Source organism: Spirosoma gilvum (assembly GCF_054776815.1).
Map to the genome: position 1 here is coordinate 155,483 of NZ_BAAHBH010000010.1, position 26,469 is coordinate 181,951.

At 47.6% G+C, this 26,469-nt stretch carries 28 protein-coding genes and 2 tRNA genes; 19 read left to right on the forward strand and 11 right to left on the reverse strand.

Translation table 11 applies throughout. From position 1 onward, the window contains the following. Positions 1 to 29 precede the first annotated feature (29 nt). Both ACYVFD_RS24860 and ACYVFD_RS24865 read right to left on the reverse strand, forming a co-directional pair. Complete coding sequence (locus tag ACYVFD_RS24860; RefSeq protein WP_461093211.1) at positions 30 to 902, reverse strand: alpha/beta fold hydrolase; 873 nt, start codon at positions 900 to 902, stop codon at positions 30 to 32. A gap of 88 nt (positions 903 to 990) precedes the next feature. After that, a complete protein-coding gene (locus tag ACYVFD_RS24865) occupies positions 991 to 1,452 on the reverse strand; it encodes a hypothetical protein (protein ID WP_461093212.1) in 462 nt (153 codons plus the stop codon). A gap of 119 nt (positions 1,453 to 1,571) precedes the next feature. On the opposite strand from ACYVFD_RS24865, the gene ACYVFD_RS24870 reads away from it, so the two are divergent. From ACYVFD_RS24870 to ACYVFD_RS24885, 4 genes are all read left to right on the forward strand, one after another. Continuing rightward, complete coding sequence (locus ACYVFD_RS24870; protein ID WP_461093387.1) at positions 1,572 to 3,212, forward strand: T9SS type A sorting domain-containing protein; 1,641 nt, start codon at positions 1,572 to 1,574, stop codon at positions 3,210 to 3,212. A gap of 142 nt (positions 3,213 to 3,354) precedes the next feature. Next, positions 3,355 to 5,391, forward strand: coding sequence for a thioredoxin domain-containing protein (locus tag ACYVFD_RS24875; RefSeq protein ID WP_461093213.1), 2,037 nt, complete (start codon positions 3,355 to 3,357; stop codon positions 5,389 to 5,391). 53 nt (positions 5,392 to 5,444) lie between these two features. Further along, the gene (locus tag ACYVFD_RS24880; RefSeq protein ID WP_461093214.1) at positions 5,445 to 6,119 is read left to right on the forward strand and encodes an Rpn family recombination-promoting nuclease/putative transposase; all 675 of its coding nucleotides are present in this window, start codon (positions 5,445 to 5,447) and stop codon (positions 6,117 to 6,119) included. Continuing rightward, a complete protein-coding gene (locus ACYVFD_RS24885; RefSeq protein ID WP_461093215.1) occupies positions 6,076 to 6,465 on the forward strand; it encodes a hypothetical protein in 390 nt (129 codons plus the stop codon). Before ACYVFD_RS24880 ends, ACYVFD_RS24885 begins: the two co-directional genes overlap by 44 nt. Positions 6,466 to 6,469: 4 nt before the next feature. Here the strand turns inward: ACYVFD_RS24885 and ACYVFD_RS24890 are convergent, their stop codons facing one another. Then, positions 6,470 to 6,892 carry a secondary thiamine-phosphate synthase enzyme YjbQ gene (locus tag ACYVFD_RS24890; protein ID WP_461093216.1) on the reverse strand — a complete coding sequence of 141 codons (423 nt, stop codon included), beginning with the start codon at positions 6,890 to 6,892 and terminating at the stop codon, positions 6,470 to 6,472. 127 nt (positions 6,893 to 7,019) lie between these two features. On the opposite strand from ACYVFD_RS24890, the gene ACYVFD_RS24895 reads away from it, so the two are divergent. Next, positions 7,020 to 7,856, forward strand: a complete 837-nt coding sequence (locus tag ACYVFD_RS24895) for a toxin-antitoxin system YwqK family antitoxin (RefSeq protein WP_461093217.1) — start codon at positions 7,020 to 7,022, stop codon at positions 7,854 to 7,856. A gap of 9 nt (positions 7,857 to 7,865) precedes the next feature. Here ACYVFD_RS24895 and ACYVFD_RS24900 read toward each other — a convergent pair whose 3' ends face one another. The 7 genes from ACYVFD_RS24900 to ruvC form a co-directional block, all read right to left on the reverse strand. Beyond that, positions 7,866 to 8,597 carry a pirin family protein gene (locus ACYVFD_RS24900; protein WP_461093218.1) on the reverse strand — a complete coding sequence of 244 codons (732 nt, stop codon included), beginning with the start codon at positions 8,595 to 8,597 and terminating at the stop codon, positions 7,866 to 7,868. A 36-nt stretch (positions 8,598 to 8,633) separates the two neighbouring features. Beyond that, positions 8,634 to 9,167, reverse strand: a complete 534-nt coding sequence (locus tag ACYVFD_RS24905) for a hypothetical protein (protein ID WP_461093219.1) — start codon at positions 9,165 to 9,167, stop codon at positions 8,634 to 8,636. A gap of 97 nt (positions 9,168 to 9,264) precedes the next feature. Beyond that, a complete protein-coding gene (locus ACYVFD_RS24910; RefSeq protein WP_461093220.1) occupies positions 9,265 to 10,017 on the reverse strand; it encodes a dioxygenase family protein in 753 nt (250 codons plus the stop codon). A 72-nt stretch (positions 10,018 to 10,089) separates the two neighbouring features. Further along, on the reverse strand, positions 10,090 to 10,260 hold the full coding sequence (locus tag ACYVFD_RS24915) for a Sec-independent protein translocase subunit TatA/TatB (protein WP_461093221.1): 171 nt from the start codon (positions 10,258 to 10,260) through the stop codon (positions 10,090 to 10,092). Between the two features lie 411 nt (positions 10,261 to 10,671). After that, entirely contained in the window at positions 10,672 to 11,397 is a 726-nt protein-coding gene (locus ACYVFD_RS24920) for a LytR/AlgR family response regulator transcription factor (protein WP_461093222.1), read from the reverse strand. After that, positions 11,394 to 12,515, reverse strand: coding sequence for a sensor histidine kinase (locus tag ACYVFD_RS24925; RefSeq protein WP_461093224.1), 1,122 nt, complete (start codon positions 12,513 to 12,515; stop codon positions 11,394 to 11,396). Before ACYVFD_RS24925 ends, ACYVFD_RS24920 begins: the two co-directional genes overlap by 4 nt. 93 nt (positions 12,516 to 12,608) lie before the next feature. Continuing rightward, on the reverse strand, positions 12,609 to 13,226 hold the full coding sequence (ruvC, locus tag ACYVFD_RS24930) for a crossover junction endodeoxyribonuclease RuvC (RefSeq protein WP_461093225.1): 618 nt from the start codon (positions 13,224 to 13,226) through the stop codon (positions 12,609 to 12,611). A 45-nt stretch (positions 13,227 to 13,271) separates the two neighbouring features. Here ruvC and ACYVFD_RS24935 point away from each other — a divergent pair, with 45 nt between their 5' ends. From ACYVFD_RS24935 to ACYVFD_RS24975, 9 genes are all read left to right on the forward strand, one after another. Continuing rightward, positions 13,272 to 14,234 carry a lysylphosphatidylglycerol synthase domain-containing protein gene (locus ACYVFD_RS24935; protein WP_461093388.1) on the forward strand — a complete coding sequence of 321 codons (963 nt, stop codon included), beginning with the start codon at positions 13,272 to 13,274 and terminating at the stop codon, positions 14,232 to 14,234. A 56-nt stretch (positions 14,235 to 14,290) separates the two neighbouring features. Further along, positions 14,291 to 15,412, forward strand: coding sequence for a glycosyltransferase (locus ACYVFD_RS24940; RefSeq protein ID WP_461093226.1), 1,122 nt, complete (start codon positions 14,291 to 14,293; stop codon positions 15,410 to 15,412). 97 nt (positions 15,413 to 15,509) lie between these two features. Continuing rightward, positions 15,510 to 16,184: a class I SAM-dependent methyltransferase gene (locus ACYVFD_RS24945; protein WP_461093227.1), complete on the forward strand. Its 675-nt coding sequence runs from the start codon at positions 15,510 to 15,512 to the stop codon at positions 16,182 to 16,184. 223 nt (positions 16,185 to 16,407) lie between these two features. Next, on the forward strand, positions 16,408 to 17,052 hold the full coding sequence (locus ACYVFD_RS24950; protein ID WP_461093228.1) for a polysaccharide deacetylase family protein: 645 nt from the start codon (positions 16,408 to 16,410) through the stop codon (positions 17,050 to 17,052). After that, positions 17,039 to 18,052 carry a glycosyltransferase gene (locus ACYVFD_RS24955; RefSeq protein WP_461093229.1) on the forward strand — a complete coding sequence of 338 codons (1,014 nt, stop codon included), beginning with the start codon at positions 17,039 to 17,041 and terminating at the stop codon, positions 18,050 to 18,052. Before ACYVFD_RS24950 ends, ACYVFD_RS24955 begins: the two co-directional genes overlap by 14 nt. Before the next feature lie 7 nt (positions 18,053 to 18,059). Beyond that, a complete protein-coding gene (locus ACYVFD_RS24960; protein ID WP_461093230.1) occupies positions 18,060 to 18,866 on the forward strand; it encodes a TatD family hydrolase in 807 nt (268 codons plus the stop codon). Between the two features lie 93 nt (positions 18,867 to 18,959). Next, positions 18,960 to 20,051 carry an asparaginase gene (locus ACYVFD_RS24965; protein WP_461093231.1) on the forward strand — a complete coding sequence of 364 codons (1,092 nt, stop codon included), beginning with the start codon at positions 18,960 to 18,962 and terminating at the stop codon, positions 20,049 to 20,051. 89 nt (positions 20,052 to 20,140) lie between these two features. Continuing rightward, positions 20,141 to 20,227: transfer RNA gene (locus ACYVFD_RS24970), tRNA-Ser, on the forward strand. Positions 20,228 to 20,308: 81 nt separating this feature from the next. Beyond that, positions 20,309 to 20,395: transfer RNA gene (locus ACYVFD_RS24975), tRNA-Ser, on the forward strand. 73 nt (positions 20,396 to 20,468) lie between these two features. Here the strand turns inward: ACYVFD_RS24975 and ACYVFD_RS24980 are convergent. Beyond that, the gene (locus ACYVFD_RS24980; RefSeq protein ID WP_461093232.1) at positions 20,469 to 21,041 is read right to left on the reverse strand and encodes a glycoside hydrolase family 108 protein; all 573 of its coding nucleotides are present in this window, start codon (positions 21,039 to 21,041) and stop codon (positions 20,469 to 20,471) included. A gap of 826 nt (positions 21,042 to 21,867) precedes the next feature. On the opposite strand from ACYVFD_RS24980, the gene ACYVFD_RS24985 reads away from it, so the two are divergent. The 5 genes from ACYVFD_RS24985 to ACYVFD_RS25005 all read left to right on the forward strand — a co-directional run bounded on the left by ACYVFD_RS24985 (position 21,868) and on the right by ACYVFD_RS25005 (position 26,404). Beyond that, entirely contained in the window at positions 21,868 to 22,146 is a 279-nt protein-coding gene (locus ACYVFD_RS24985) for a hypothetical protein (protein WP_461093233.1), read from the forward strand. Between the two features lie 602 nt (positions 22,147 to 22,748). After that, positions 22,749 to 23,045 (forward strand): 4a-hydroxytetrahydrobiopterin dehydratase, encoded by a 297-nt coding sequence (locus ACYVFD_RS24990; RefSeq protein WP_461093389.1) that lies wholly within the window; start codon positions 22,749 to 22,751, stop codon positions 23,043 to 23,045. Positions 23,046 to 23,102: 57 nt separating this feature from the next. Next, the gene (gene rsmI, locus ACYVFD_RS24995; RefSeq protein ID WP_461093234.1) at positions 23,103 to 23,828 is read left to right on the forward strand and encodes a 16S rRNA (cytidine(1402)-2'-O)-methyltransferase; all 726 of its coding nucleotides are present in this window, start codon (positions 23,103 to 23,105) and stop codon (positions 23,826 to 23,828) included. Further along, the gene (locus ACYVFD_RS25000) at positions 23,812 to 25,044 is read left to right on the forward strand and encodes an Lnb N-terminal periplasmic domain-containing protein (protein WP_461093390.1); all 1,233 of its coding nucleotides are present in this window, start codon (positions 23,812 to 23,814) and stop codon (positions 25,042 to 25,044) included. Before rsmI ends, ACYVFD_RS25000 begins: the two co-directional genes overlap by 17 nt. 64 nt (positions 25,045 to 25,108) lie before the next feature. Continuing rightward, complete coding sequence (locus ACYVFD_RS25005) at positions 25,109 to 26,404, forward strand: acetylxylan esterase (RefSeq protein WP_461093235.1); 1,296 nt, start codon at positions 25,109 to 25,111, stop codon at positions 26,402 to 26,404. The last annotated feature ends 65 nt before the right edge of the window (positions 26,405 to 26,469 follow it).

The window sequence follows — 26,469 nt, forward strand, 5'->3', positions numbered from 1 at the left end:
CGAAACTTTATCGAAGGTAATTCGCTCTTTCACTCATTCACTCTTTCGCTCTTTAAAAAATTTACCACTGCCTTCGTAAAGGCATGATTTGAGTCTCCGGCAACCATGTGACCCGCTTCGGCTACGCTTACACTCTGTACGTGGGGTACTGAGTCGAGAAACTCAGCCATTATTTTTTCGCTCACCACATCGCTCATGCCACCCCGAACAATGAGCGTGGGAACGGTAAGGTCATGGGCAGCCCGGTAGAGTCGTTCTTCGTTCTGAGTTTTTCGGTCGGGGCTTGTATTTTGCCGCCAGAGAGCCAGCATGTTCGGGTCCCAGTGCCAGTAGTAGCGCCATTCGCCGGTCGGGCTTTTTCGCAAACGCAGATTTTTCTCCAGACGAGTATGATCGGCAGGGCGAGGGCGATGAGGCAGGTAGGCGGCAACCGCATCGGCCGCTTCGTCCAGACTGGCAAAGCCATTTAGATTACCACTCATGAAGGCAAAGATTCGCTCAATTCCCTTTTGCTCGGTACGGGGCGCAATATCAACCAGGACGATCGCTTTACAAATGGATTCGCTTCCGGGCGGACGTTCACCTTCGGCAATCAGTGCGGTCATGCCACCCATCGAAGCGCCAACGATGGCTGGTTTGCGGCCGAGCTGAGCAACTACAGCTCGCAGGTCAGCTGCCAGATACTCAATGCTATAGTGCCCTTCCGTCGACCAGTCGCTGTCGCCATGACCGCGAGCGTCGAGAGCGATGGCATAGAAACCCGCATCGGCCAGCCACTGAGCCGTATCACCCCAGGAATGACGCGTTTGGCCACCCCCATGAAGCAGCAAGACTGGTTCATCGGCCGGGTCGCCATAGGCATCAGCCGCAATATAAAAGCCAGGTTCGGTTTCGAATTTCATCAGTATGAAAGAGCGAAAGAGTGAATGAGTGAAAGAGCGGCTCTTCTCAGAAAGAATCGCTCTTTCACTCATTCACTCTTTCGCTCATTTAAATAGACGGGTCAAACTCCAGATTTATGTCGGCGTCTTTCCCATCGACGGGAGCGCGTTGGCGGAGAATGAGTTTGGTTTTGGTAAGCTGGATGATGGGGAAATTACCACTGAAGCCCGTCACGACCACGTCGATCGACTGATTATCGGTAGCCAGTTTCCAGGTGCCGTTGTTGATGACCAGATTCGATTGCTTGGGGTCGAGGGCACGTACGGTACCATTATTCCGAAACTGCATGTTTAGGTCATACAAAATCTGCGTGGCTAGATTCAGACGGCTTTTGTTGATTTCCTGGCCATTGGTATCGGTTACCCGTACGGTTCGCCAGTTGTTGGCAATCAACAGATCAGTCTGCGAAGCTGTCGTTACAACAGGTGTTGTGCCATCGTCTTTTTTGCAACCAGATTGTGCGCCCAAAAGAACTGTGAACACAAAAAGAAGTCGGATCGTATGCTTCATTCGATAAAGTTGATTTGTCGGATCGTTTCTGACTAATAACGGGAATTGCTGGCGTATCGTTTATGAACCGGAACACGTTGCGCCCTTAAAATTCTGTAGTTTTGCCCAAACTTCAAGCAATGCGGCTTCCATTTGGTTTTTTTCTGATCGTGATTTTGTTGGCGGGGCAACTCCGGGTATTGGCGCAGCAACAGTGTGCCGACCGGCTGACGTTCACGCCCGTCAGTCAGCCTAATCAGATCGAATGGAGTAAATTTCCTGACTTCAACCTTCCATTTTCGATCATCTATGGTGGTCCACGATTTACCGATTCGCAGGCGAGTCCTCTACGTCATGGCTTTAGTCATCTGGTGGATGTGAAGGATTCCGAATATGGATCATTGGTAAAGCCAGGACAACGGGCTACCGTCTATTATGGGGTGGCTACTGGGCTCAATCAACCCTGGGAAACCATCGAAAGTCCATGGGGAAACGACCTGACGGCCTATCGGGCTAAGTGGGATGCTTACCTGTCGGGTCTGTCGGGTGGACAGAAAAATGCGGCTGGTTTATACGTGCTTCCGGTCAATCGGCTGGCTCTGGACATTGAGCGATTTCTGGAAACAGACACACGCATTTTGCGGCTTAAAACCGATACGCGCGTGCCCGCTAGTTACCGCGCCCTGTCTGATGCCGATTTTGTAGCAGCCTACAAAAAGGCCATGCGGAATTTATACGCTGAGAGCATCCGATATATTCGCCAACACGCCGACCTGACGGGTATTAGCGTGACCAGTTATGCCGATACGCCTGTTCTGAATACGTACGTGAACGTGCCTACATTTAGCTGGGCCGACTGGAAAACGAACCTGAGCCTGACCAATTACATCGTCCAGGATTCGACCCTTAGCAGGATTGGCGGGCCCTATTATGACCAATTGGATGCGCTGGCACCTTCGTCGTATTACTATTATGATTATCCCAATCCGTTTGCGCAGGATTACCTGTCGTACCTCCTGTTTCAGGTAGAAGTAAACCGGGCCTGGAGTACGAAGCCGATAGTGCCCTGGATATGGATGCGGTATCATGATAGTTCCAACAGTGCGTTTCAGTTTATTCAGCCATTTATGGCCGAAGCGACCGCCATATTCCCGTTTTTTTCTGGTGCCTCTGGATTATGGCTTTGGGAGAACCCGACGTTTGCGTCAACCCGTACAGATACCTATGCCGCTTATGAACATTTTATTCATGGCCTTTATCGACTGTCGCGTTTTGCCGACATGTTTCAGGGGGCCTACGAGTTGGTAATCGAGACACCCGCCCGCGATTTGATGGATAAGCAGTTACCCGTTTGGCGAGGAGTGGTCAAAGGGAACCAGATTCTGATAGCCGCTCATAATCCGTATGCGGCTGATGGCGCCAAAACGAGTCTTGCCGTGAGTTATAAGTCGTGGCGGCAACCGATAGAGCTCACTGGGCGAGAAGTCTATTTATGTCGATTTGATATGGGAGCCGTTACCGGCATTGAGCCTGCCTTACCACCATTTTCCGTGTCGCCTAATCCGGCATCGACTAATTTAACCGTCTCCTTTGAGCGATTGCCCACTGGGTCAACAGAACTGGTATTGATAAACACTACGGGCCAAACGGTCGTTAAACAGGCGGTTAACAGCACTCAGCAAACGCTTAACGTAGCCAATTTGCCCGATGGACTATATTTCCTTCGGATTCAGAACGCCAGCACTAGCCAGACCAAAAAGATTGTCATTCATGGTCATTAATTGTCATGGCTTCGCGTCATTTAATGGTCATTTGCTGCGCGTCATTAAGTGGTCATTAAGTTAAGTAAATACAAGGATTGACCATTAAATGACGCGCAGCAAATGACTACTAATGACCCTGAAGCCAACGACTATAAAGAATATGCCTAATCAACTGCAATACGAAACCAGCCCATACTTGCTTCAACACGCCAACAACCCGGTCGACTGGTATCCATGGGGCGAAGAGGCACTTACGAAAGCGATCAACGAAGACAAACCTATTCTGGTCAGTATCGGCTATTCGGCCTGCCATTGGTGCCATGTTATGGAGCATGAATCGTTTGAGAAGGATTCGGTAGCGCAGGTCATGAATGAGCATTTCGTTTGCATAAAAGTCGATCGGGAAGAGCGCCCGGATGTGGATGCAATTTATATGGATGCGGTGCAGGCAATGGGCGTGCAGGGCGGATGGCCACTCAATGTCTTTCTGATGCCCAGTGCCAAACCATTCTACGGCGTTACGTATCTGCCTACCCGAAACTGGATGAACCTGCTCGACAGTATTCGGCAGGCGTTTCAGGGCCATCGGGACGATCTGGCGAAATCGGCCGAAGGCTTTGCGACAGAACTGAATTTGACGGATGCTGAGCGATATGGGCTGACGCAGGCCGACCCGCTTTTTTCGGCCGACTTGCTTGAGGTTTTGTACCGAAAAGTAGCGGTCAAGACCGATGATGAGAAAGGTGGTATGCGTCGGGCACCTAAGTTCCCGATGCCCAGTGTCTGGCGATTTCTGTTGCGCTATTACGACAGTACCGGTAATGATGCGGCCCTACATCAGGTTCGACTAACGCTCGACCGGATGGCGTTGGGTGGCATTTACGATCAGCTCGGTGGCGGATTCGCCCGGTATTCGACGGATGGCGATTGGTTTGCACCACACTTCGAGAAAATGCTGTACGACAATGGGCAACTTCTGGCCTTATATGCCGAAGCCTACAGCCTGACCAAAAGTCCATTATACAGACACGTTGTTTATCAGACCATCAGTTTTGCTCAACGTGAACTGCTTAGTCCCGAAGGTGGATTTTATTCGGCACTGGATGCGGATAGTGAAGGGGTGGAAGGCAAGTTTTATACGTTTACCACGCCAGAACTCAGAGAGCTATTGGGCGATGACTACGACTGGTTTGCAGAACTGTATAACCTGACTGATGCCGGAAACTGGGAGCACGGGCGTAACATTCTGCACCGTACCGAGACCGACGAATCGTTTGCCGAACGAATGGGTTGGTCGTTACCGGATCTGGAGTTGCGGCTGGCAGCTACCCACACACGCTTATGGCGGGTACGTGAAGAACGAATACGGCCCGGTCTGGACGATAAAATTCTGGCATCCTGGAACGGGCTGATGCTGAAAGGCCTGGCGACGGCCTACCGCGTATTTGCCGAACCCGAGTTTCTGACCATGGCACTTCGATTGGCGTTTTTCCTGCTCAAAAAAATGCGGGATACCCGAAATGGCCGTTTGTGGCATACCTACAAGCAGGGCCGTGCCCGACAGGCCGGTTTTCTGGAAGATTACGCGGCCGTTATTGATGGGTTGCTGGCTCTCTATCAGGCTACATTTACCGAAAGCTGGCTGACGGAAGCTGATCAACTGATGCAGTATGTATTGACGAACTTTTCGGATACAGGTTCGGCTGAAACAGGGCCAGATCCGATGTTTTTCTTTACCGATAAAAATGGCGAAGAACTCATTGCCCGGCGTAAGGAATTGTTTGATAATGTCATCCCATCGTCAAATTCGATGATGGTTGAAAACCTCTATACGCTGAGTCTGCTTTTAGAGCGACCTGACTATGCCGAACAAGCCGATCAGATGCTGGGCAGGGTGCAGCCATTGGTTCAGCAAAACGCCGACTACCTCACCAACTGGGCATCCCAATTCGCCATGCGGGCCCGACCAACGGCCGAAATTGCGGTTGTTGGCCCCGAAGCTGAAGCCTATCGCGAAGCGCTGGATGCCGAGTTTTATCCCAATAAGGTTGTCTGCGGTACAACCGATCAAAGTAATCTGCCTTTGCTGGAGCAACGAGGTTCTATAGGTGGCAAGACGGCTATATATGTTTGTTATAACCGAGCCTGTCAGTTACCCGTTACCAGCGTAGCCGAAGTATGGCAACTTTTACGCTGAAAAGGTTGACAGAATCGTGTATCTTGCCGCCGGTTCTGTCTGTAACCTAATCTATGCCAATCGATAATATACACGATAAGTTCTTCAAGGAAAGTTTTTCCAGAAAAGACATAACAGCGGCCTTACTTCAGCAGATTTTGCCTTCGGAGTTGGTGGCACAATTAGATTTATCGGCTCTTGAACTGATCAATGGATCGTACGTAGACGAAACATTACAGGAGCATTTTGCTGATCTGTTATTTTCCTGTCCCTATCGGGAAAACACAAATCTGCAGGTTGCTTTGTTGTTGGAGCACAAAAGTTATCGGGAAAAATACCCCCACTGGCAGTTGTTGCGCTACCTACTGAACGGCTGGGAGGATGATCGGAAACAAAAACGTCTGCCCATGGTGCGCATACCGATAGTTATTTATCATGGGGTCAGTCGCTGGACGTACCAGTCGATGGTTGATTATTTCCCAAGGCTTAACCAGCCACTTCCACAATACATACCGGATTTTCAGTATCATCTGCTTGATTTGTCTGTATTATCGGACAATCAGATTGCTCAATTTAAAAGCCGGTTTCTGGAAACGGTACTGTTATTATTGAAACACCGTCAGGATGAGTCGTATTTACTGAATAGCGGGGCTCAGTTATTTTACTGGCTGGAGGATTATATTGAAACCGAAGAGGGAGAGAATTTTGAGAACAACCCTCGTTTATCTGGCGGGTGTTACAGATATTAGCAAACACACATTAATTGAACAGTTATTTCTCAATACTCCTATAGCAAACAAGGCAATGACAGTACTGGATTATTGGATCGAAACGGGGATTGAAAAAGGAATGAAACAGGGTCTTCAACAAGGCTTACAGCAGGGTATGCAAAAAGGTTTGCAACAGGGGTTGCAGCAAGGCTTAGAGCAGGGTTTACAACAAGGCTTACAACAAGGGCGTGAAGAAGCGGTGATAGATATGGTTCGGAATGCGTCGAGAGAAAAAGTAGACGTTAATTTTTTAGCCACGCTAACGGGTTATACACCTGAGCGGATTGCCGAAATTATTGAAGCAATTAAACGAGAGGAAGCCTAAGAATTCACTCACCCCAGGCGGTCAATACCAGCGTCCGGCGGCCGCCATTATTGCGATGTTCACCCAAATAAACTCCCTGCCAGGTTCCCAGATTTAGTCGCCCATTGGTAATTGGAATCGTGACGGAATGGCCTAGCATAGCCGTTTTCAGATGGGCGGGCATATCATCGGAGCCTTCATAATCGTGTTGGTAATAAGGCTCATTTTCAGGAACTGCTTTATTGAAGAATCGCTCGAAGTCGCCACGTACGGTAGGGTCGGCATTTTCGTTGATGGTCAGGCTGGCCGACGTATGCTGAATAAACACGTGCAGAATGCCCATTCGTATCTGGGTCATGGCCGTAAATTCCCGTTCAATGATTCGTGTTATCAGATGAAAACCTCGTGAGAAAGCGGGGAGGTGAATGGTGTGTTGAAATACCGGCATGAGGCAATAGACTTTAGTGAGCAGACATGGAAAATTAACGAACATTCGCATCCATCGGTTATCAGCAATCATTAAATTCGGCCAAAAGAATACTTGAAGGTTATAGCTGAAGTAAATGACATGGGGGATGAATACCTTTTATTTAGTGATGTTCGTAGCGCTGACCATTCTGCCAGCGCAGGTTCAGGCACAGGCCGACTCGGTTCGAAGTACGTCTGCGTCCGGCATTCGGCGTTCGCATGCTGATTACGATGAAGAAATTGTGTATTTCGGGAAGCATAATCAGTATTTTACCGTAAAGGTTTTCCGAAAAAACGGGGAGTTGTTCCGTCTGGATACATACAATTTATTGCCTAAAACGTTGTCTAACGGATTTCAACTGGACAGCCTGAGCCGAATCATTCATCATGGGACAACCAAAATTATGTATCCTTCGGGAAAGGTGTATGTAAGCTGTGAGTATAAAGACGGAGCACTACACGGCCCATTTATGGCGTTTTATGAGGATGGGTCCGTCAAACGGCGTGAGTATTATCGCTACGGGCGCTTATCGAAAAGTCAATGTTATACCGCCGAGGGAACTGAACAACGCTGTGACCCCTTTTATCAACCGGCCAAATTTTTAGGCAACCCCAAAGATCTACAAACTTATTTGACCCAAAAGCTGGAATCGGTGGTCGATGGAGATCGAATACGTCGTGTAACGGCTACACTATCGATCAATGAAATAGGGCAGGTGATTCGGGTGTCGGTAGCTGTGAGTACATCGCCCTATGCAGAACAGCAGGTACAGGCGGTTGGGAGTTATGTACAGCAGGTAATTCGGAATATGCCTGAGTGGACACCCGACAAAATGAACTGGAAACCGGCGATCAATGATGGAGTTGCCACAGCTTCGACCTGTACCATGTCGGTATTCCGCTTCTCCGGGATGATTCGATGCTATGTGTCCTATCAGTTGTAGTATTGCCAGTCAGATCAGCGGAACTTCCAGCAACAGGAGCATCGCGTCGTTCGATAAGGCTTCAAAATCAACTTCTCCGTGTTGAATGTCCAGGAGAGCTAGTCCGTCGCGTTCGTGCAGGAGCCGGTTCTGAACTTCAAAAGCGCCACTTAACACAAATACATACACCCCCGTTGCCTGCTCTCCATTTGTAGATGACTGAACCGGGTAAATCCCTTCCTGTCGACCTCCGTATCGGCCAATAAAACCACGAAAAGCTGATCGTTTGTACGTATCTGCCGTAACGTCAAAAAGGGGAAGCAGGGCGTTTTTGGTTCGGAAATCGAACGAAAATTGCTGACTACCCGAACAAAAGCCGTCCGACGAGTTGGTAAGCCAAAGAGCTAAGTAATTAATGGTTTCGACTTTGTATGGATTACTGATTTCGTATTCCATACCTGGTACCAGTGACAGAATGAGTACCTGCCCCGCTTCCAGAAAACCACGACCAACATCGCTCCGGTATTCGAGCCCGCCAACTAGGGGTAAAATAACGACCTCAGTATGTTGGGCTACCTGCATACATACGCTATGCCCGGCCTTTAACACATCATCGTTCAGAACCTGTAAAGCGCCAAACGGTTGTCGGCTCTCCTCCGCATAAGTGCCAAAGTTGAAGCTGTGGTAACTCCTGAAAAAGTCCAGTTGCGAACAGCCCCGCTGGTCGGATAGATAGATTTGGGCTTGGGTTTGTGTATCCATACTGAGAAGCAAAATAGCGTACAATGCAGGTTACGACTATTGAATTGGGCTGGGCCTTACAGGTTGAAACGATGAAATACTCAGATACGGCTGCAGCCTGATCATATCGGTTTCGATCTCTTTCCCATCCTGTAGAGCTTCCTGCTGATCACCGTAGGCGATGAGCAGTAGATTATCGACGGTATCAATCCAGGTCAATGGCTCACTATAAAAGTAGATAGCAACCCGATGAGCATCCTTGTTCTGAACGTGCGACTGAATGATTTCAAACCTGAATTGCGAAAATGGCAGACAGAGTTTTCCGGCTTGATTCGCTACGTCGGGGATGAGTTGATTCAACTGCCGAATGTACCCCACAGCAGCAGCACTCGTCAGATGATGCAAGCGGTCGGCGTTTGGTACATTGTCGAGCAATTCCTGAAACGTACTGTACTTACCTTCCTGATTAACGTATTGTGCCTGCATGAAAAACTCCTGATACGTATCGTCAAACACAAATTTGTCCCAGGGTTTTTGCGACGAGGCATCAATGATTTTTCGATAACACAAACGGATAATGCCCTTTGCCATGACCCTTATTCGGTTTATGATTTACGGTATACGGTGAGTTGGCACAAGAGCAACCGAAGCGCCAGCAGCCCACCGTATACCGAAAACGAATACTGTACTACGCGTTTACAACGATGGTATGCGTTAATGTATACCCACCCGAAAGGCTGCCGGATACGGTGGCTAATTCGGTTGTGAAACCGTCGCTAAACACGTTGTCGTTTTCATTTTTAGTATCCTGAGCACCTTTGGTATAGCCGTATGACTGCCCGGTGGTATAGACCAGATTGGCAATGTCGTAAGGGAAGGCGATTTGGGTCACTAACAAGGACTTACCGGACGAATTGTAAATATGTACGTGAATATGCGGTGCCCGACCCGAGTACCAGCCAGGAAAAATTGAAGTGAACGACACCAGCCCATTGGCATCCGTAGTTTGACGACCACGAAGAAAATTGACTGTGGTAAAATTCACACTTTGCATACCTGTACCGCCGTATTCGGAGTAGTAGCCATCTTTGTCGCAGTGCCAGATGTCGACCAGGGCTCCCGCTAGAGCGGCACAGCTACTACTGGCGTTTTTGATGGTAATGTTCACGGTAAACGCTACACCTGTACGGTCGTCGCGAATGTCTTTACGAACAAAATTGGCTGGGCTTTTGGTGGGAAATGGGCCTTCTGTTTCAGATGGCGTTACCGAACAGTTGCTGGCCGAACTGCCATTGGTCGAGCCCGTTGAGGTGCTGGTGCCCGTTATTGAGCTGGTGGTTGGGTCAACTTCGGTTTTAGAGCACCCACCAACCAGGGGGGTAATAGCGGCCATGCCGAACAGGCTTCCAAAACCTCTTTTCAAAAATTCTTTACGTTCCATTGGTTAAACTAAGCGTCTGAGTGAGAAATAAGAAGGGGTACTAGTGGTAAGGGTGTTCTGACTGATCGGACCTTAATCAATGGATGCCTGATTGATGGAGTCAGCAACGTCGCGGGTCGCGTCTTTGAATTCCCGGATGCCTTTCCCTAAGCCACGTGCTAGCTCAGGAAGTTTTTTGGAACCGAAAAAGAGTAGAATCGTACACAGGGTCAGGATGATCTCAGATGTGTCTAAACCAAACATAATTTTGTTGTTTTTCGAACTAAGATTAGATGTCAGTTGCTTTCTAATCTATTATCGCTGAACAACCGTATTTCGTTGCACGGAGAGCCTACTTGTAGGTAAACAAACAAATTGTGTCGGTGAATGCTAAAACTTGCCGGTGAATCCGCTTTACAATAAACCTGTTTTTAACTTCCATAGAAAATCAAAGGTGCGAGTTTTGTCATGCTGACCGGGACGCGTAGTCGAAGGAAGCATCTTTGGTAGCTACAATAAAATAATGCTGCTATCGAAGATGCTTTCTTCGACTACGCGTCCCGGTCAGCATGACAAAAAAACTACCCAGTTTTAATGAAATTTGAAAAGTTTAAACAGTTTCAATAGATAGCTACAGGCACTCGCTACAATGAATCGTAGTCGGTTAGGAGGGTATCACTTGCCGAATCGGTTCTGGAAATCGGCTTCGTAACTGGCTCCGATCGGTATGTCATGACCGGCAATGAAGATAGTTTTATTCCGAACGGCCTCAATTCGGGTCAACGGCACAATATAAGAGCGATGTACACGAATGAAATTGGAGCCGGACAGACGATCCAGCACTGCCTTCATAGTCATCCGGGCCACAAGTGGGTGAGGGCCGTTTGGGCTGTTGGGGTCGAGATGAATTTTTAGGTAATCGTCCAGTCCTTCGATAAACAGAATATCGGTCAGCGCTAGTTTGTGGAGCGTATAATCGGCCCGAACATATAAATAGGCGTCGGTGGCTTTATCATCACGCTGTTGCCAACGGTAAAAATCGGCCGCTTTGTTGGCGGCTTGTACAAACCGCTCAAACGTAAACGGTTTAAGCAGATAATCAACGGCATTCAGCGTAAACCCTTCAACAGCGTACTCGGCGTAGGCCGTCGTGAAAATGACCATAAGGGGCTGCGAGGAATCCGAAGGGGCACTAATTTCTTTATAAAAATCGATGCCTGACATCGACGGCATGTTAATGTCCAGAAACAGCAGGTCTGTCGGAAACTGCCTCAGATGACGCAAGGCTTCGTCGGTACGTGTAAACGTCTTCTGCAAATCAATGAAATCGACCTGCTGGCAGAAATGAGTAAGCACCCGCAATGCAGGCGGTTCATCGTCTAAGGCTATGGCGCGAATCATGCTAGCGAAATTGATAAATCGACGGTAAAGGTAGTAGGGGTATCGTTGATGACCAGTTGATGACGACCCGGATAAAGCAACTGTAGCCGGGCTTTTGTATTCGACAGACCAATGCCACTGGCCACGGCCGTAGGCTGGTAAACCCGGACTTTTTTATTGAAAACATGGCAGGTTAGTTCGCCCTCATGTATAGAAATCGTAATAGTTATAGTCGACGGTTCTTCAGGGCTAACACCATATTTAAACGCATTTTCGATAAACGAAATCAGTAAAAGAGGAACGATCTGTATCCCATTGGCTTTCCCTTCCACAGTGTAGTCAATAAGGGCTGTATCACCCAGTCGTAATTTCTGTAAGGCGATATACTGATCAATATAGGCCAGTTCATTTTGCAGCGAAACCAGCTCTTTCTTTGATTCCTGAATCACATAACGCAGGAAAGAAGAAAGTTTTACGATGGCGTCGGCGGTTGCCGGTGATTCAATGATGGCCAGCGAATAAATGCTATTAAGGGTGTTGAACAGAAAATGCGGATTGATCTGCGCTTTCAGATAAGAGAGTTCAGTCTGAATCTTTTCTCGTTCGGTTTTCTGCCAGCGATTATTGACCCGGATCACAATCGCCATCAGAAACCCAGCCAGGGTCAAGAAAAAAGTTTGAGTTAGCTCCGAAGGGCCTGGGCGTCTGGGGGTTTGTGTAGGAAATGGAGGGCCTGGTGGTGGGTAATGCCGATTGTCATTGGATAAAGGGGGCTGACTATTCATTGGATGAGGGAGTGGATAATTACGGGGTGAACTATACTGACTAGATGGGTCTGGGTTAAATCCTTGTCGGTTCACAACCACCAGCACACTTTCAATAAGTAAAAAGTAACCTAATGCCGTCAGCCCGTACAAAACATACTGTTTTCGAAAGAAAAACCGGGGAATCAGAAGATAATAGTTCGTGTAAAAAAAGACGATGGTGAGCAGATAGGAAAGTAGGTTCCGCCGTTCGTGCGAATCGTAGGGGAGATCGGCCAGTTTTGCAAACCCATCTTCCGCAAACAGATAGGGGAGGGCCAGAAAAATAAGGCAGCCAAGAATATGTAGTATGACGATCGAAATCCGCGTATTCATGCACGAAAAGTACATTGGAATGGGCAAACAGCACGGAAGCCGAATAGAATTTGGGACGAATGCGCCAAATGTGTCGGTGAAAAGTCTATCTACCTACTTGATCCGATCGGCATTCTCACTGACGAAGGCTCCCCAGGCACCCTTTTTGGTTTTCTTGTTCGATACCACGGGCAGTGCATTGGCGTGGAAATGATGGCAAACCGCAATGGCTAATGCGTCGGTCGCATCGAAGAACTGTGGGTCCAGATGTTGATTTAACAGATGTCCCACCATATGGGCAACCTGATCTTTTGAGGCATTTCCATTGCCGGTCACGGACTGCTTGATACGTCGGGGAGCGTACTCAACAATCGGGATATTGCGGGAGAGAGCGGCCGCCATCACAACGCCCTGCGCCCGACCCAGTTTGAGCATCGCCTGTACGTTCTTGCCAAAAAACGGATCTTCAATGGCCATCTCGTCGGGATGGTATTCATCGATCAGCCGCAGAATGGTTTCGTAGAGTTTCTGGAGCTTCAGTTGGTAGGTACTATATTTGCTCAGTTGAACCACGCCATACTGAATCATCGTCATGGTTCCACCCGCCACCGAAATAATGCCATACCCGGCCACCTGCGTGCCAGGGTCCACACCCAGGATTATTTTTTCGGCCGGAGGGCTATCCAACGTACTTTTTTTTGACTGGACAGCGGAATTGACGGTATTAATCATAGTTGGGCGTAGGCTCTCTTGCAAAGTAACGTGTTCTCCACTGTTTTGTCGCTGAAACCCGATAAAAAAATCATCTTTTTCGCTAAAATTACGGTTTTAGTGGGCCTCCTTGCGTACATCGGCTATGTAGTACGACAGCAACCTTTCAATTGGCAAGCCGTTTGGGTGCAGGTCAAAACGGTTGCTCATCCAGAACGATGGCTGGCGGCTTTGGTGTTGTTGATGCCCATCAACTGGGGGCTGGAGGCCCTGAAGTGGCATATCCTGCTTCAGCGAATCGAACGGACGTCATTCTGGGCGGCTTTTCAGGGAGTATTGGCAGGAGTGTCACTCGGTTTTGCCTTGCCTGCTCAACTGGGTGATACCGCCGGGCGCATATTGACATTACATTCCACCCGGCGGAGTGTGGCCATTGGGGCGTCACTCGTATCGGGTGGTATGCAGTTCTATGTGGCACTGGTTGCCGGTACTGTTGCCTGGGCCTATCATCTGAATGCCGTGGCTGACCGGAATACACACGCTGGACAGTGGCTACTTGGTATCCTAATGAGTTTGTCAATAGGAGGGGTAGTATTCGGATTGGTACGACAGAGGTTGGTTTTGTGGCTGTCTACCCAACCAGCACTAAAGCGATGGGCCGATTATTGGAATGTGGCTGGTCTTTATTCCGATCGCGAGATTAACCTGGCCCTTGCGGTAGCGGCTTTGCGGTATTTACTGTTTTCAGTACAATTCTGGCTGGCTATGCAGGCAGTAGGTATACAATTGCCATTGGGCATATCAGCGTCGGGGATAGGGCTCGTTTTTCTGGTAAAAACGCTTACTCCCGCTTTCAACCTGTTGAGTGATTTGGGTGTTCGGGAGGCCGCTGCGCTATGGGTGTTTGCTCCGTTTGGTGTTCCGGCTTCCGTACTACTCACCGCAACACTGCTCCTTTGGCTCGCCAATATTCTAATACCGGTTCTCGTTGGTTTAATTTGGGTCTGGAAACTGATAATTAGTCGATAATAGTCAAAACCGGACCATTCCAGCGACTATTGATTATCGGCTAACGCTATCAACGAATGATTGTTTTTTTATTGATTATTAGTGGCTTATACGCCTTATTTACGCTGACACTCTGGGTTGTCTGGCTACGAATGCCTGATCGAACAACCGTAGATCATACCGTCGATGGGCCGTTTATTTCCGTTATGGTGCCTGTTCGTAACGAAGCTGAAAACATAACTCAGTTGTTAGATGATTTGAGTCGACAAACCTATAAGCAATTTGAAGTGATTGTAGCCGACGATGCATCGACCGACAATACATGGGCGATTGTTGAAGCGTATGCACAAAGAGCTTCTTATGTTTTACGTCCCCTCTGCCTGAAGGATGAGCGTACGGCTTCGCCCAAAAAGCGGGCCATATCCCAAAGCATCGCACAAGCCAAAGGCGAACTGATCGTAACAACCGATGGTGACTGCCGGGTGGGTGAAAATTGGCTGACATCCATCGCCACTTTTTACCGCCAAACCAACGCCCGGCTCATATCCGGTCCCGTTACGTTTACGTCAGATTCTTCCCTGTTTGATGCGTTGCAGACCGTTGAATTTGCCAGTTTGATTGGATCGGGTGCCTGTACGATGGCACTTCATAGACCCACAATGTGCAACGGAGCAAATCTGTGTTATAGAAAAGACGTATTTACAGAAGTGGGTGGTTTTTCAGGTGTTGATCATCTGGCGTCGGGCGACGACGAGTTTCTGATGCATAAGATTGCGTCCCGGTATCCCGATGGTGTTCAATTCTTGAAAAACGCTGAAGCGATAGTTCGGACTAAGCCACACGGTTCGATTCGGGCATTTTATAACCAGCGCAAACGGTGGGCGAGCAAATGGCGGGCTTATCAGACCTATTGGCCGTCGGTGCTGGCGGTGTTTATTTTCCTCAGCAATGCCGCTCCAGTTAGTGCAGTACTGGGTTGGTTGGGCGAATACTGGGCGGGTGATACTGCGCTGATCATTATCGGATTAAAAGCCATACCCGAGTTCTTATTTTTACGGCAAGTGCTTGTTTTTCTGCAAAAAAGAACGTCCGTAAGCGCAATTCCACTGACGCAGTTAGTCTATCCGTTCTATGTCTTGTTTTTCGGGCTGGTTGCCCAGTCGAAAGGATATGTCTGGAAAGGGCGTAAACTTAACTGATGCAAAGCCGGGGGCTATTAACAAGTAAGGTCATGTATTGTACCTTTAGCGCTGATTTATGGCAGGTTGCCATTTAGCTAGTCATTAATTAGGTGTCATGCATCGTACTCTGGTTGCCTTTTTTCATCGCCTGAGCAGGGCAAGTGACTTATCCCTGACCTATCTACGTACTATTCGGGAGAAACAATTTGAACGGAAACTTAGGCAAGCAACGGATTTTAGTTTCACCTCCGACTGGACCAGCCATAACTACAGTCGTTGGGAAACCTGGTTTGCCCCGTATCGCGATCAGCCAAACCTGCGAATTTTGGAAATCGGCAGTTTTGAAGGTCGTTCAGCCGTATGGTTTCTGCAACATGTTTTAACCCACCCCAGTGCCCAGCTCGTTTGTGTTGATCCGATGCCGTGGCCGGTCAATCCACCCCGACCCCGGTTCATGCACAATATTCAACTTACTGGAAAAGCCCAACAGGTAACCCTTATTCAGGAACGTTCGGAAATCGCCCTTACTACATTACAGCCTGCCAGTTTCGATATTATTTACATCGACGGAGCGCACGATGCGATCAACGTCCTTGCCGATGGCATGTATAGCTGGGAGTTGCTCAAGATCGGAGGGCTAATGTTGTTTGATGATTACCTGTGGGAGCCTGATAAACCAGAATACAATCGCTGTCAGCGCGCCATCGATTTGTTGATCAAACAATTTGGAGATCGAAAAACACTACTACATCAGGAATATCAGGCGTTGATACGGAAAGACGCTAATTAACAAGCGGTTGGCAATAAACTTTGCTGGCGATTTGGGTAAAAAGAATGTAAAACGCGATTGGTAGAATCTCATTCTACAATGCAACAAAACAAAAATCTTAACGTAATGGTATATAATTGCATCAGATTTTGGATCAACGGGGCGGAGTATTTATGAACTAGTTCAATAATCGGTTAGTTACTCGCTATAACTGACTTGTAATCAGTTTGCTACTTATTTTCTTATGCTTTTTCTGCATAGATCAAATTTTCTGTTCCGAACGGTTTATCCTGAATGCTGGTGGCGGATTGAGGATGAAACAGAACCGACTATATACCTGACGTTCGACGACGGTCCAATACCAGACGTGACCGAGTTTGTTCTGGAGCAACTCGATAAATTTTCGGCACAAGCTACCTTTTTCTGTATTGGGGATAATGTGCGCAAGCATCGGGATATGCTCTACAAAGTTCTGGAAGCAGGCCATATGGTTGGCAATCATACGTTTAATCACCTCAATGGCTGGCGTACGGATGATGTAACCTATCTGGAAAATATCCAAAAATGCCAGATTGAACTGGGTGTTGAAACGTCCCTGTTTCGTCCACCTTATGGCCGTATTAAAAAGAGCCAGGCGGCAGAGGTAATGGAGGATTATTCGATCGTCATGTGGGATGTCCTGACGGGCGATTTTGATCGGAAGTTGCCCGCTGATGTATGTTTGCGGAAAACCATTCAGTACACAAAACCCGGTTCGATTGTTGTGTTTCACGACAGCCTGAAAGCCTGGCCAACGATGCGGTATGTGCTGCCTCAGGTATTAGCTCATTTTTCCGAACGCGGCTATACATTCCGGGCCGTTCCGCAACCTATTTATGCTGGATACTAACCAGCTCAGCCCTGTACGTCCATCGGTGAGTATTCTGATTGCTGCTCGCAATGAAGAATTCTCCATTTTAAACTGTCTGAAGGCAATTGCTGAACTGGACACACCGGACAGTGTTGTTGAAGTACTTATTGGGAATGACCAGTCGACCGATCGAACCGATGCCGTCGTGGCTGATTTCGTCCGAAAGCACCCTTCCTTTCAGCTTATACCGATCACTGAATCTGATTCCGGTTTACAGGGCAAGACGAATGCGCTGGCGCAACTAGCGAATCAAGCTAGAGGTCAATATCTTTTTTTTACCGATGCCGATACGCAGGTGCCAACTACCTGGGTTTCAGAAATGGGTCGGTATCTGGTGGGTAAAACGGGGATCGTTACCGGAGTTACCCTTCCCGATGGCCCTAAACTCATTCATAAACTGCAAGCCCTGGACTGGCTGTACAATCTTACATTGGCCCATTGGCTTGGTAGTGTAGGAATACCCGTGACAGCGTTGGGCAACAATATGGCGGTCAGTCGGCAGGCTTACGAGGCTGTCGGCGGTTATGAATCCCTGCCTTTCTCAGTAACTGAAGATTTTGCACTATTCCAAGCTGTTGTGAACAGGGGTTATGGTTTTCATAATCTGGTAAATGAGCAGGTGCTGGCCCGAACCTTACCCGTCGATACCTTGCAGGGATGGCTGCAACAACGAAAACGCTGGATGCATGGCGCAATGCGTTTACCCCGCTGGATGGTACTATTCCTGTATGGTCAATACCTTATCGGCCCACTTTTGGTTTTATTGGCCTGGGTGACTCCTGTATCGGCAGTGGCTCTGTATAGCTGCCGTTTATTAATCCAAACGATGGTGCTTTCGTACGGATTAAGCCGACTCAGGCAAACTAAGTTGTGGCCCTATGCGTTGCTTTTTGAAATATACCAGCTCATAATGGGGCCTCTTGCTGTGATCTATTATTGGCTCCCAACTAAAATAGACTGGAAAGGAAGGAAATATTAAGTGAAGCATGATTCTTATCGACACCCACGCACATATTTATGATCAGCAGTTTGCTGATGATCAGGAAGCGATGCTTCGGCACGCTGAGACTCAACAGATCAGTCAGATTTGGATGCCGAATTGTGCCCGTGAAACAGTACCCAGTATGATGGCTCTGGCAGAACAGTACCCTGATCGTTGTCTGCCGATGATGGGGCTGCATCCGGCCTATGTAAATGAGACTGTAGAAGTTGAATTGGCGGCTGTAGAAGACCAACTGAACCGGAATGCGTTTATGGCCATTGGTGAAATAGGCCTTGATTTTTATTGGGATATGACGTTCGTTGATCAGCAATTTATGGCGTTTGAGACGCAGTTGCGTTGGGCGTCTGTTCAAAAGCTCCCCGTTTCGATGCACACCCGCTCCGGACATGATCGGAACGCTTTTGCTGAAGCGGCTGATTTGATCGAAAAACTGGCTTTACCCGGATTGACAGGCATTTTTCACTGTTTCGTCGGAACGCTGGATGAGGCCCGACGCGCCATTGACTTAGGGTTTAAATTAGGCATTGGTGGTGTGGCTACTTTTAAAAATGGTGGAATCGATAAAGTGTTACCCCATGTTGGGCTAGAGCATCTGGTTCTGGAAACCGACGCTCCCTATCTGGCGCCTGTTCCATACCGGGGTAAACGTAACGAACCGGCGTATATTCGCCTTATCGCTCAGCGCATTGCCGATCTTAAACAAATCCAGCTAGATGATGTGGCACGGCATACAACAGCGAATGCACTTTCGTTACTGCCTGCTCTTTATGCAAATCTGCTACCACAATAGCTGATGGGTAATGAATAATGAATAATGAATAATCCCCCTACTTTCTACATTATCCATTATCCATTATCCATTATCCATTTTACATTTAATCAAATGCCTTACCGAACCATTCAAATCAATCCGACGGTTTCAGATAGCCCAAAAGCGTCGGTGCTGGTGATTTATACAGGGGGGACGTTTGGGATGATTTATGACCCACAGGCAGGTCAACTCGTTCCTTTCGATTTCGAGCGAGTGCTGGATCGGCTGCCCGAATTGAACCGCCTGAATTTTGCCATAAGCCTGCTGACGTTAAATGATATTATTGATTCGTCGAACATGACGCCTGCCGTTTGGGTCGAGCTGGCCCAAATTATTCAGGACAATTATTCGAAGTACGATAGTTTCGTGATTTTACACGGAACCGATACCATGGCGTTTACGGCATCGGCTTTGAGTTTTATGCTGGTGGGGCTGGCCAAGCCAGTGATCCTGACAGGAGCGCAACTGCCCATTGGTGTAGCCCGTAGTGATGCCCGTGAGAACTTTATCACCGCTCTGGAAATTGCTGCGGATACTGAAGATGGTCGGCCGATCGTACCTGAAGTATGCGTCTACTTCAACTCATTGCTACTGCGGGGGAATCGCTCAACTAAACGGGAAAGCGTGCAATTTAACGCCTTTACATCGGAGAATTATCCACATCTGGCTAATGCGGGAGTGAGCATCGACTACAATCGTCCGTTTATTCGCCCTTATCAACCCGGTCAGGCATTGACCATCCAGACGGTACTAGACCCGAACGTGACCATCCTGAAACTCTTTCCGGGGATTACCCAAGCCGTTGTTGAATCGATTGTAAACATCCCAAACCTCCGGGGTATTGTTCTGGAAACGTTCGGCGCTGGTAATGCCCCAACTGATGCCTGGTTCCTTAACGCACTCAAAGGCGCAATTGACCGTGGCATACTGATTTTCAATGTATCGCAATGCGAAGGCGGGCGAGTTACCCAGGGCCACTATCAAACCAGTAAACATTTGTTACAAATTGGCGTGGTTAGTGGCGCCGATATTACGACAGAAGCTGCCATTACCAAACTGATGGTTTTGCTGGGCCGCGAGCGTGGACACGAACTGGCAGCTACCAATCGGCTACGAACGTTGCTGGCCCAGCCTATTAGTGGTGAAATGAGTGAAGGCCGATAAATGGTTAAGGTTTTTTCGGAAGAAGTCTTGCGTTATTGAGCGTAAACATGCACCTTTGCACCCGGAATGCCGTACCACCCAAACCACAAAGAGAGCTGCCGGAGTGGTCGAACGGGTCTGATTCGAAATCAGAAGTACTCGCAAGGGTACCGGGGGTTCGAATCCCTCGCTCTCTGCTTTATAAGTCGTCAGTCATTAGTCAATAGTCGTTAGCCAACTTACTGACGACCGGCTACTATCGACTGACGACTTTCTTTAGAGAGGTGTCCGAGTGGTTGAAGGAGCACGCCTGGAAAGTGTGTATACGGGCAACCGTATCGAGGGTTCGAATCCCTTCCTCTCTGCATTAAAGGTCATATAATGCGCTATGCATCAGCGGTTATATGACCTTTTTTAATGCATTTCTGCAGAAGTAGGCTAGGTTGTCACGCGGTTAAGCCAGCCCCGCATAAACTTTTCCTGAACGGGTGCTTTTTCGGCTAGTTCTATATATCTATAGCCTTGTAAGATGTTGAGTACTTTAAGTAACAGAGTTGGGTAAGGGTGCGAATTAGTGAGCATAACCGTTTGTGGCCCAACGATACCATCGACAACAATATCCGTATACAACTGCTGGTTCTGATTCAGCACGTTTAGAGCCCGTTGAAGAAACGTAGCTGCTACGATGATGCCCATATTTACACTCGTATCGAATAATTCATTGGCCAGGGCCTGATTGGTGATTGCATCCAGTCTGATGATATCCCAGTACTTTGTTTTATACTGTGATCTTACCAGTTTCATCAAATCTGAGTTGGCGAACATTACTTTATCGAAGTTTTTATTGGCTGTCTTCTTTTTGATCTCATCAATGATTGCCCAGCCTGCCCAGTCTATATTCGCTTTACGTGAGATTCCTCCAAAGGTTTCACCACCTACATCATCGGGGTCGTTAACATATCCAGCCTCAACCTTTAGGGTAGTATTATATGCTTTTTCAAAAATGGCCATTGGTATCAAAGAGGAAACGGATTGATCGAAGTTGATAAATAAGTAATAAGTTGATGGGATAAAGGCAATTGAGAAAAGTTTTGCTCGTTAAATTCACAAGATCAAAATGGGATAAAAAGCCATTGGAGACTATTGTTTCCAGTGGCTTTTTTATTAACCGAGCACTAAATTGATTCTATTGCTTATTTCTGGCGGACCTGGTATGGGTATGGGAGCTTGTAAGCTTAAATCCTGTGGAGAGCACAGGATAGCCAGTAAACCGGCAAATTATTGAACTGTATTCGCCGAATAATTAATTCAAAAATTTAATTCGCCTTCCTTGCGATACACTATTTAACTTGCACATCATAGCCATTGGACATTTTTTACCTATGAGCTCTCGTATTTTGCGCGTTGTAAGTCTTGTTTTGTTACTGGCGGCTATTGGCTTGTTTGGCTGCGGTGTCTTCTTCCTATTTACCAATCAATCACAACAGGCGCTCCTTACATTAGGCAGTTCATTTATAGCTACAATATTGGGCATTTGGATTTCTGCACAATTTCAATCCTGATCAATCCTGCTCATTGTTTATCACTACAATCGAGCCCAGAATTCCCAGATCGTATTGATTTCTGCCTAAATACCAGCATGTTAACACCTCAACTTGAGTTGAATGGTGTAGAGGTTACTTTTTGAAATTCTCACGTCTAATCATTAAACTCTAGCTTATACGTGTGGTCGATCGAATTTGTCTCACGCACCTTTTTCGATCAATCGGTTACCAGTTTACTCACTCGAATGGATTCAGGTGTCAGCATGATCTGTTATAGTTAGTGTGTGCCTTACATGTTTGGCTGGGCTGATTTTGTTGATGCACTCCTTATGAATTTCCAGATGTTCATTCGTTCGACACGTTTCTGCTTTACCCGACCTGTAAGCTCGACGGGGTCGATGTGGACAGGCTATGGTGGCTGGCATCATCGGGTGTGCACGTTTTTGCTGGTACAGAATCCAGATAAGCATAAACACATACTGCGTCGGGCCTGCCAGTTTATTCGGCCGGGTGATGATTATTTATCACAACGTATTCACTCTACGCCATCAATTGCATTTGGGAGGGGATAGCTACACTAACCAATAAATCAGAATTACTGGAATCCAACAGGAATCGTTGAGGTCCCGAACCAATGTGTACGGTGTATAGTAGGTGGCTTCCTTTGTGAAGCTTGTCTAAAAAATAAGTGCGGTTTTGACTTTGGTATTACTTACTTTGCCCCGTATTCAGTCGACGTATATGCAGTTGTCTTGTACTTATGGGCCGTAAACGCCGATATTCTTTTGATCCTGTTCGGATGATTACCTGGCTAGTTGTATTTGCAATTGGCCTCACATTTTTGTTTGCAATCCTTTATGCACTATTATCCTGACTTATTCTATAAGGGCGTATAATCGAGTGCAGTAGTTGCACAATACCAGAAAATAAGGAGACGCTATAGATGGCCAATTGGGCTCACGAAGGTAGTGCTATTAGAACACCAGCATGAATACCAATGCCCAGCACGCAGCAGAGAAAGTTAATACAGCAAGGCTAATGCCAGCGCTTATCAGCGTACGATTGTTCATACCTAATTGTAGGCAATTAACGTGCCAGCTTTTCCGATAATCGCCAGAAAGAACTGTATTTAAGAGCGTATTTATAAGCTTCTATTTCGGCTATTGCCAACACTATACGGGTCGATTCGGTTAAAAATAAAAACCAAACCAGTACCATCATGTGGCACGAACAGGATAATCAACTCACCCGCGATTTTGAATTTACAGATTTTAGCGAAGCCTTCGCTTTCATGACTCGCGTAGCCTTAATAGCCGAAAAAATGAACCATCATCCCTGGTGGTCAAATGTATATAACCAGGTTACTATTAAGTTGTCTACTCACGATGCGGGTAATATAGTGACCGAAAAAGACCATAAACTGGCAGCTGCCATTGATGAAATTATAAAGAGCGGAAGAATGAACGGGTGAAAGAGTGAGTAAAGCGCAAGAAATTCGCACTTTCGCACTTTCGTACGTTCAATCTTTATGAAATTATACCTCGTACCGACTCCCATCGGTAATCTTGACGATATTACGCTTCGAGCTATTAAGGTTCTCCAGACGGTTGATGCAATTCTGGCTGAGGATACCCGCACGTCGGGTGTATTGCTGAAGCATTTGGCCATTAGTAAACCGCTTCACAGCTATCATATATTCAATGAACATCAGACCGTTCAACGTTTGGTTAACCAGTTGAAAGAAGGAAAAACGCTTGCCCTGGTTTCTGACGCCGGAACGCCCGGTATTTCCGACCCTGGTTTTTTGCTGGTTCGGGAATGTATTAAAAATGAAATTCCGGTTGAGTGCCTGCCGGGAGCAACAGCCTTTGTTCCGGCATTGGTAAATTCGGGTTTACCCAATGATCGTTTTACGTTTGAAGGGTTTTTGCCGCATAAAAAGGGTCGCCAGACCCGCCTGATGGAGTTGACCGAAGAGGAACGAACGATGGTCTTTTATGAATCGCCCCATCGATTGCTCAAAACGTTGCAGCAATTTGCTGATCTGTTAGGCCCCGATCGCCCTGCCAGTGTTTCGCGTGAACTCACGAAACTATTCGAAGAGAATCAGCGTGGCACATTGTCCGAACTTATTACGTATTTTGCCCAAAAAACGGTAAAAGGTGAGATTGTTATCTGTATTCAGGGGAAAAAGGGAGGAAAGGAGAAAGGACGAAAGGGGAGTAGTAACGTGGATGATGAAGACGACGAATAAGCGGGCAACGTGGTTAATGAGTCTGCTGGTAGCCCTTCTATCATCATTCATCATTCATCATTCATCATTCGCGCAACAACTATCTCCTTCCTCGCGGGTAAGCTTAATTACCTATGGTCCAGGTGATGACGATATATCCTCGTCGTTTGGCCATACCGAAATCCGGATCATTGATCCTGTGACCGGTATGGATCGTGACTATAGTTATGGCGGGTTTGATTACAGAGCCGATTATTTTATCCTGAAATTTTTGCGGGGTACGCTACCCTACTTCCTGTCGGTACATAATCTCTATCAGGTTATGTATTATTATCAGCAGACAAACCGGAGCATACGCGAACAGCAACTAAACTTGTCGCTTACGCAACGCCAACGGCTATTTATGGCGTTGGAAAAAAACTTCCTGCCTGAAAATCGGGAATACCGATACAAGTTTTATTACGATAACTGCGCGACTCGCCCACGCGATATGATTGTTGAAGCCTGTGGCGATAGTCTGTTTATTCCGTCGCGTTCACGCATGACCGGTAAGTCGTATCGGGATTGGATGAATGACTATTTGAATGACAAGCCCTGGTATCAACTGGGCATGAATCTGGCTATTGGCTGGCCGGCCAATGAACAGACTGACGGATGGAAGGCGATGTACCTGCCCGATCAGGTTCACGATCAGTTTGCCCATTCTACCCTAAAATTGGCGAATGGACAGGTTGTACCCCTAGTGCAGAGTGATCAAACGCTGTTTGCCGCACAGAACGTTTTTCGTCAGCAAGTGCCTATCTTCTTCGATCCAGACGTTGTGTTTACGATTCTGGGTGTGTTGGTGGCAGGGTTTACCATCCGCCGGTATATGGTAGCCGGTAAGGTAGATCGCTGGCTCGATCGGTTGGTGTTTGGTCTCTCCGGGTTTCTGGGCTGGTTTTTATTGATACTGTGGATGATTCGCGATGATGGCGTGACGGGCTGGAATCCCACACTGTTGTATTTCATGCCGCTTCATTTACCCCTCATCTACTGGGCAACAGGAGCAAACTCGACTGCCCGTCGTCGAACCATCTATTTCGGAAGTACAGCCCTGCTGATTGTATTGGGGATATTTCTGTCGAAGATTCCGGGAAGTTTCGATGTCGTTTTTCCACTTACGTTGCTCATTCGTTGTGTGGTGAATATGCAGCCTGTTCGGCAGGCTTACCGTACACCTGCCCGGATTGATTGACGAATCATTGGTTATAATTTCAGCAAAGACTGCTTTACGGGTTACTGTATACCTTCTTTCTGATATGAAAAAACTGCTGTTTCCTGGCTTATTGCTGCTTTGGTTTACCAATGTATTGGCGCAACCGTCTGAGCGCCTTGTTAAGATTATTATTACCCCCGATCACCCGAATTGGCTATATAAAATAGGTGAACCGGTCAAATTTAACGTTTCGGTTTATCGGAATAATGTACTCCTCAAAGGCGTCAAACTTCGGTATGAGATTGGGCCTGAGAAAATGGAACCGACCAAAAAAGAAACGCTTACGTTAAAGGACGGTACGCTGGCTTTGGATGGCGGCTCCATGAAAACGGGCGGGTTTCTGCGTTGCATTGCCACGGCTGAGGTAGACGGCAAAGAATATAAAGGCCTGACAACGGCAGGGGTTGAGCCGCAGACCATTAAACCTACGGTCGATAATCCGGCTGATTTTAAAGCATTCTGGGATAACGCCAAATCCGATCTGGCCAAAATTCCGATGGATGCCCGCATGACCTTATTGCCCGAACGGTGTACCGAACTGACGAATGTATATCACGTTAGCCTTCAGAATATTAATAGTTCGCGTTTCTATGGCATCCTGTGTGTCCCTAAAAAAGAAGGCAAATACCCGGCTATCCTTCGTGTACCAGGGGCGGGAGTGCGGCCCTACAACGGTATGATTGCCGAAGCCGATAAGGGATTTATCACGCTCGAAGTAGGTATTCATGGAATTCCCGTCACGATGGACCCCGGTGTGTACGTAGACCTGGCTCGTGGGCCATTAAATGGCTATCAGGCAGCTAACCTCGACGACCGCGATCGGTATTATTACAAACGGGTTTATCTGGGTTGTGTGCGATCCGTGGATTTCCTGACGAGTTTACCTCAATATGATGGGCAGAATCTGGGCGTTACGGGTGGTAGTCAAGGAGGAGCCTTGTCGATTGTAACGGCCGGACTCGACTCCCGTGTGAAGTGGTTAGGGGCTTATTACCCAGCTCTGTGCGACGTTACGGGTTATCTGCATGGCCGGGCTGGCGGCTGGCCACACTTGTTTGCGGGCAACGAATTGGCCTACAACAACAAACCGGATCGGATCAAAACAACGGGGTATTACGACGTGGTCAATTTCGCCCGACTGGTGAATGTACCCGGTCGGTATGCCTGGGGATTTAACGATGAAACCTGTCCGCCAACGTCGATGTATGCTGCCTACAACGTGATTCCTGGTCCCAAAACGCTCGATACGGACTACCTCGAAACCGGCCACTGGACTTTCCCGGAAGAAACTGAAAAGATGACCAACTGGTTGATGGCTCAGTTAAAAGGCTGGAAGTAGACATCAGGAAGGCTCTATAAACCACATGTATGCCGTCTATCTTTTCTAAAAAGCTCATTTAGGAA

Coding starts and splice junctions, on each gene's coding strand:
- ACYVFD_RS24915 (WP_461093221.1), bottom strand. CDS start 10,260: ATGTTTGGTTTAGACACATCTGAGATCATCCTGACCCTGTGTACGATT.
- ACYVFD_RS24985 (WP_461093233.1), top strand. CDS start 21,868: ATGTTTGGCTGGGCTGATTTTGTTGATGCACTCCTTATGAATTTCCAG.
- ACYVFD_RS24960 (WP_461093230.1), top strand. CDS start 18,060: ATGATTCTTATCGACACCCACGCACATATTTATGATCAGCAGTTTGCT.
- ACYVFD_RS24925 (WP_461093224.1), bottom strand. CDS start 12,515: ATGAATACGCGGATTTCGATCGTCATACTACATATTCTTGGCTGCCTT.
- ACYVFD_RS25000 (WP_461093390.1), top strand. CDS start 23,812: ATGAAGACGACGAATAAGCGGGCAACGTGGTTAATGAGTCTGCTGGTA.
- ACYVFD_RS24905 (WP_461093219.1), bottom strand. CDS start 9,167: ATGGCAAAGGGCATTATCCGTTTGTGTTATCGAAAAATCATTGATGCC.
- ACYVFD_RS24880 (WP_461093214.1), top strand. CDS start 5,445: ATGCCAATCGATAATATACACGATAAGTTCTTCAAGGAAAGTTTTTCC.
- ACYVFD_RS24875 (WP_461093213.1), top strand. CDS start 3,355: ATGCCTAATCAACTGCAATACGAAACCAGCCCATACTTGCTTCAACAC.
- ACYVFD_RS24920 (WP_461093222.1), bottom strand. CDS start 11,397: ATGATTCGCGCCATAGCCTTAGACGATGAACCGCCTGCATTGCGGGTG.
- ACYVFD_RS24860 (WP_461093211.1), bottom strand. CDS start 902: ATGAAATTCGAAACCGAACCTGGCTTTTATATTGCGGCTGATGCCTAT.
- rsmI (WP_461093234.1), top strand. CDS start 23,103: ATGAAATTATACCTCGTACCGACTCCCATCGGTAATCTTGACGATATT.
- ACYVFD_RS24980 (WP_461093232.1), bottom strand. CDS start 21,041: ATGGCCATTTTTGAAAAAGCATATAATACTACCCTAAAGGTTGAGGCT.
- ACYVFD_RS24940 (WP_461093226.1), top strand. CDS start 14,291: ATGATTGTTTTTTTATTGATTATTAGTGGCTTATACGCCTTATTTACG.
- ACYVFD_RS24910 (WP_461093220.1), bottom strand. CDS start 10,017: ATGGAACGTAAAGAATTTTTGAAAAGAGGTTTTGGAAGCCTGTTCGGC.
- ACYVFD_RS24965 (WP_461093231.1), top strand. CDS start 18,960: ATGCCTTACCGAACCATTCAAATCAATCCGACGGTTTCAGATAGCCCA.
- ACYVFD_RS24865 (WP_461093212.1), bottom strand. CDS start 1,452: ATGAAGCATACGATCCGACTTCTTTTTGTGTTCACAGTTCTTTTGGGC.
- ACYVFD_RS24895 (WP_461093217.1), top strand. CDS start 7,020: ATGAATACCTTTTATTTAGTGATGTTCGTAGCGCTGACCATTCTGCCA.
- ACYVFD_RS24900 (WP_461093218.1), bottom strand. CDS start 8,597: ATGGATACACAAACCCAAGCCCAAATCTATCTATCCGACCAGCGGGGC.
- ACYVFD_RS25005 (WP_461093235.1), top strand. CDS start 25,109: ATGAAAAAACTGCTGTTTCCTGGCTTATTGCTGCTTTGGTTTACCAAT.
- ACYVFD_RS24870 (WP_461093387.1), top strand. CDS start 1,572: ATGCGGCTTCCATTTGGTTTTTTTCTGATCGTGATTTTGTTGGCGGGG.
- ACYVFD_RS24950 (WP_461093228.1), top strand. CDS start 16,408: ATGCTTTTTCTGCATAGATCAAATTTTCTGTTCCGAACGGTTTATCCT.
- ACYVFD_RS24945 (WP_461093227.1), top strand. CDS start 15,510: ATGCATCGTACTCTGGTTGCCTTTTTTCATCGCCTGAGCAGGGCAAGT.
- ruvC (WP_461093225.1), bottom strand. CDS start 13,226: ATGATTAATACCGTCAATTCCGCTGTCCAGTCAAAAAAAAGTACGTTG.
- ACYVFD_RS24955 (WP_461093229.1), top strand. CDS start 17,039: ATGCTGGATACTAACCAGCTCAGCCCTGTACGTCCATCGGTGAGTATT.
- ACYVFD_RS24890 (WP_461093216.1), bottom strand. CDS start 6,892: ATGCCGGTATTTCAACACACCATTCACCTCCCCGCTTTCTCACGAGGT.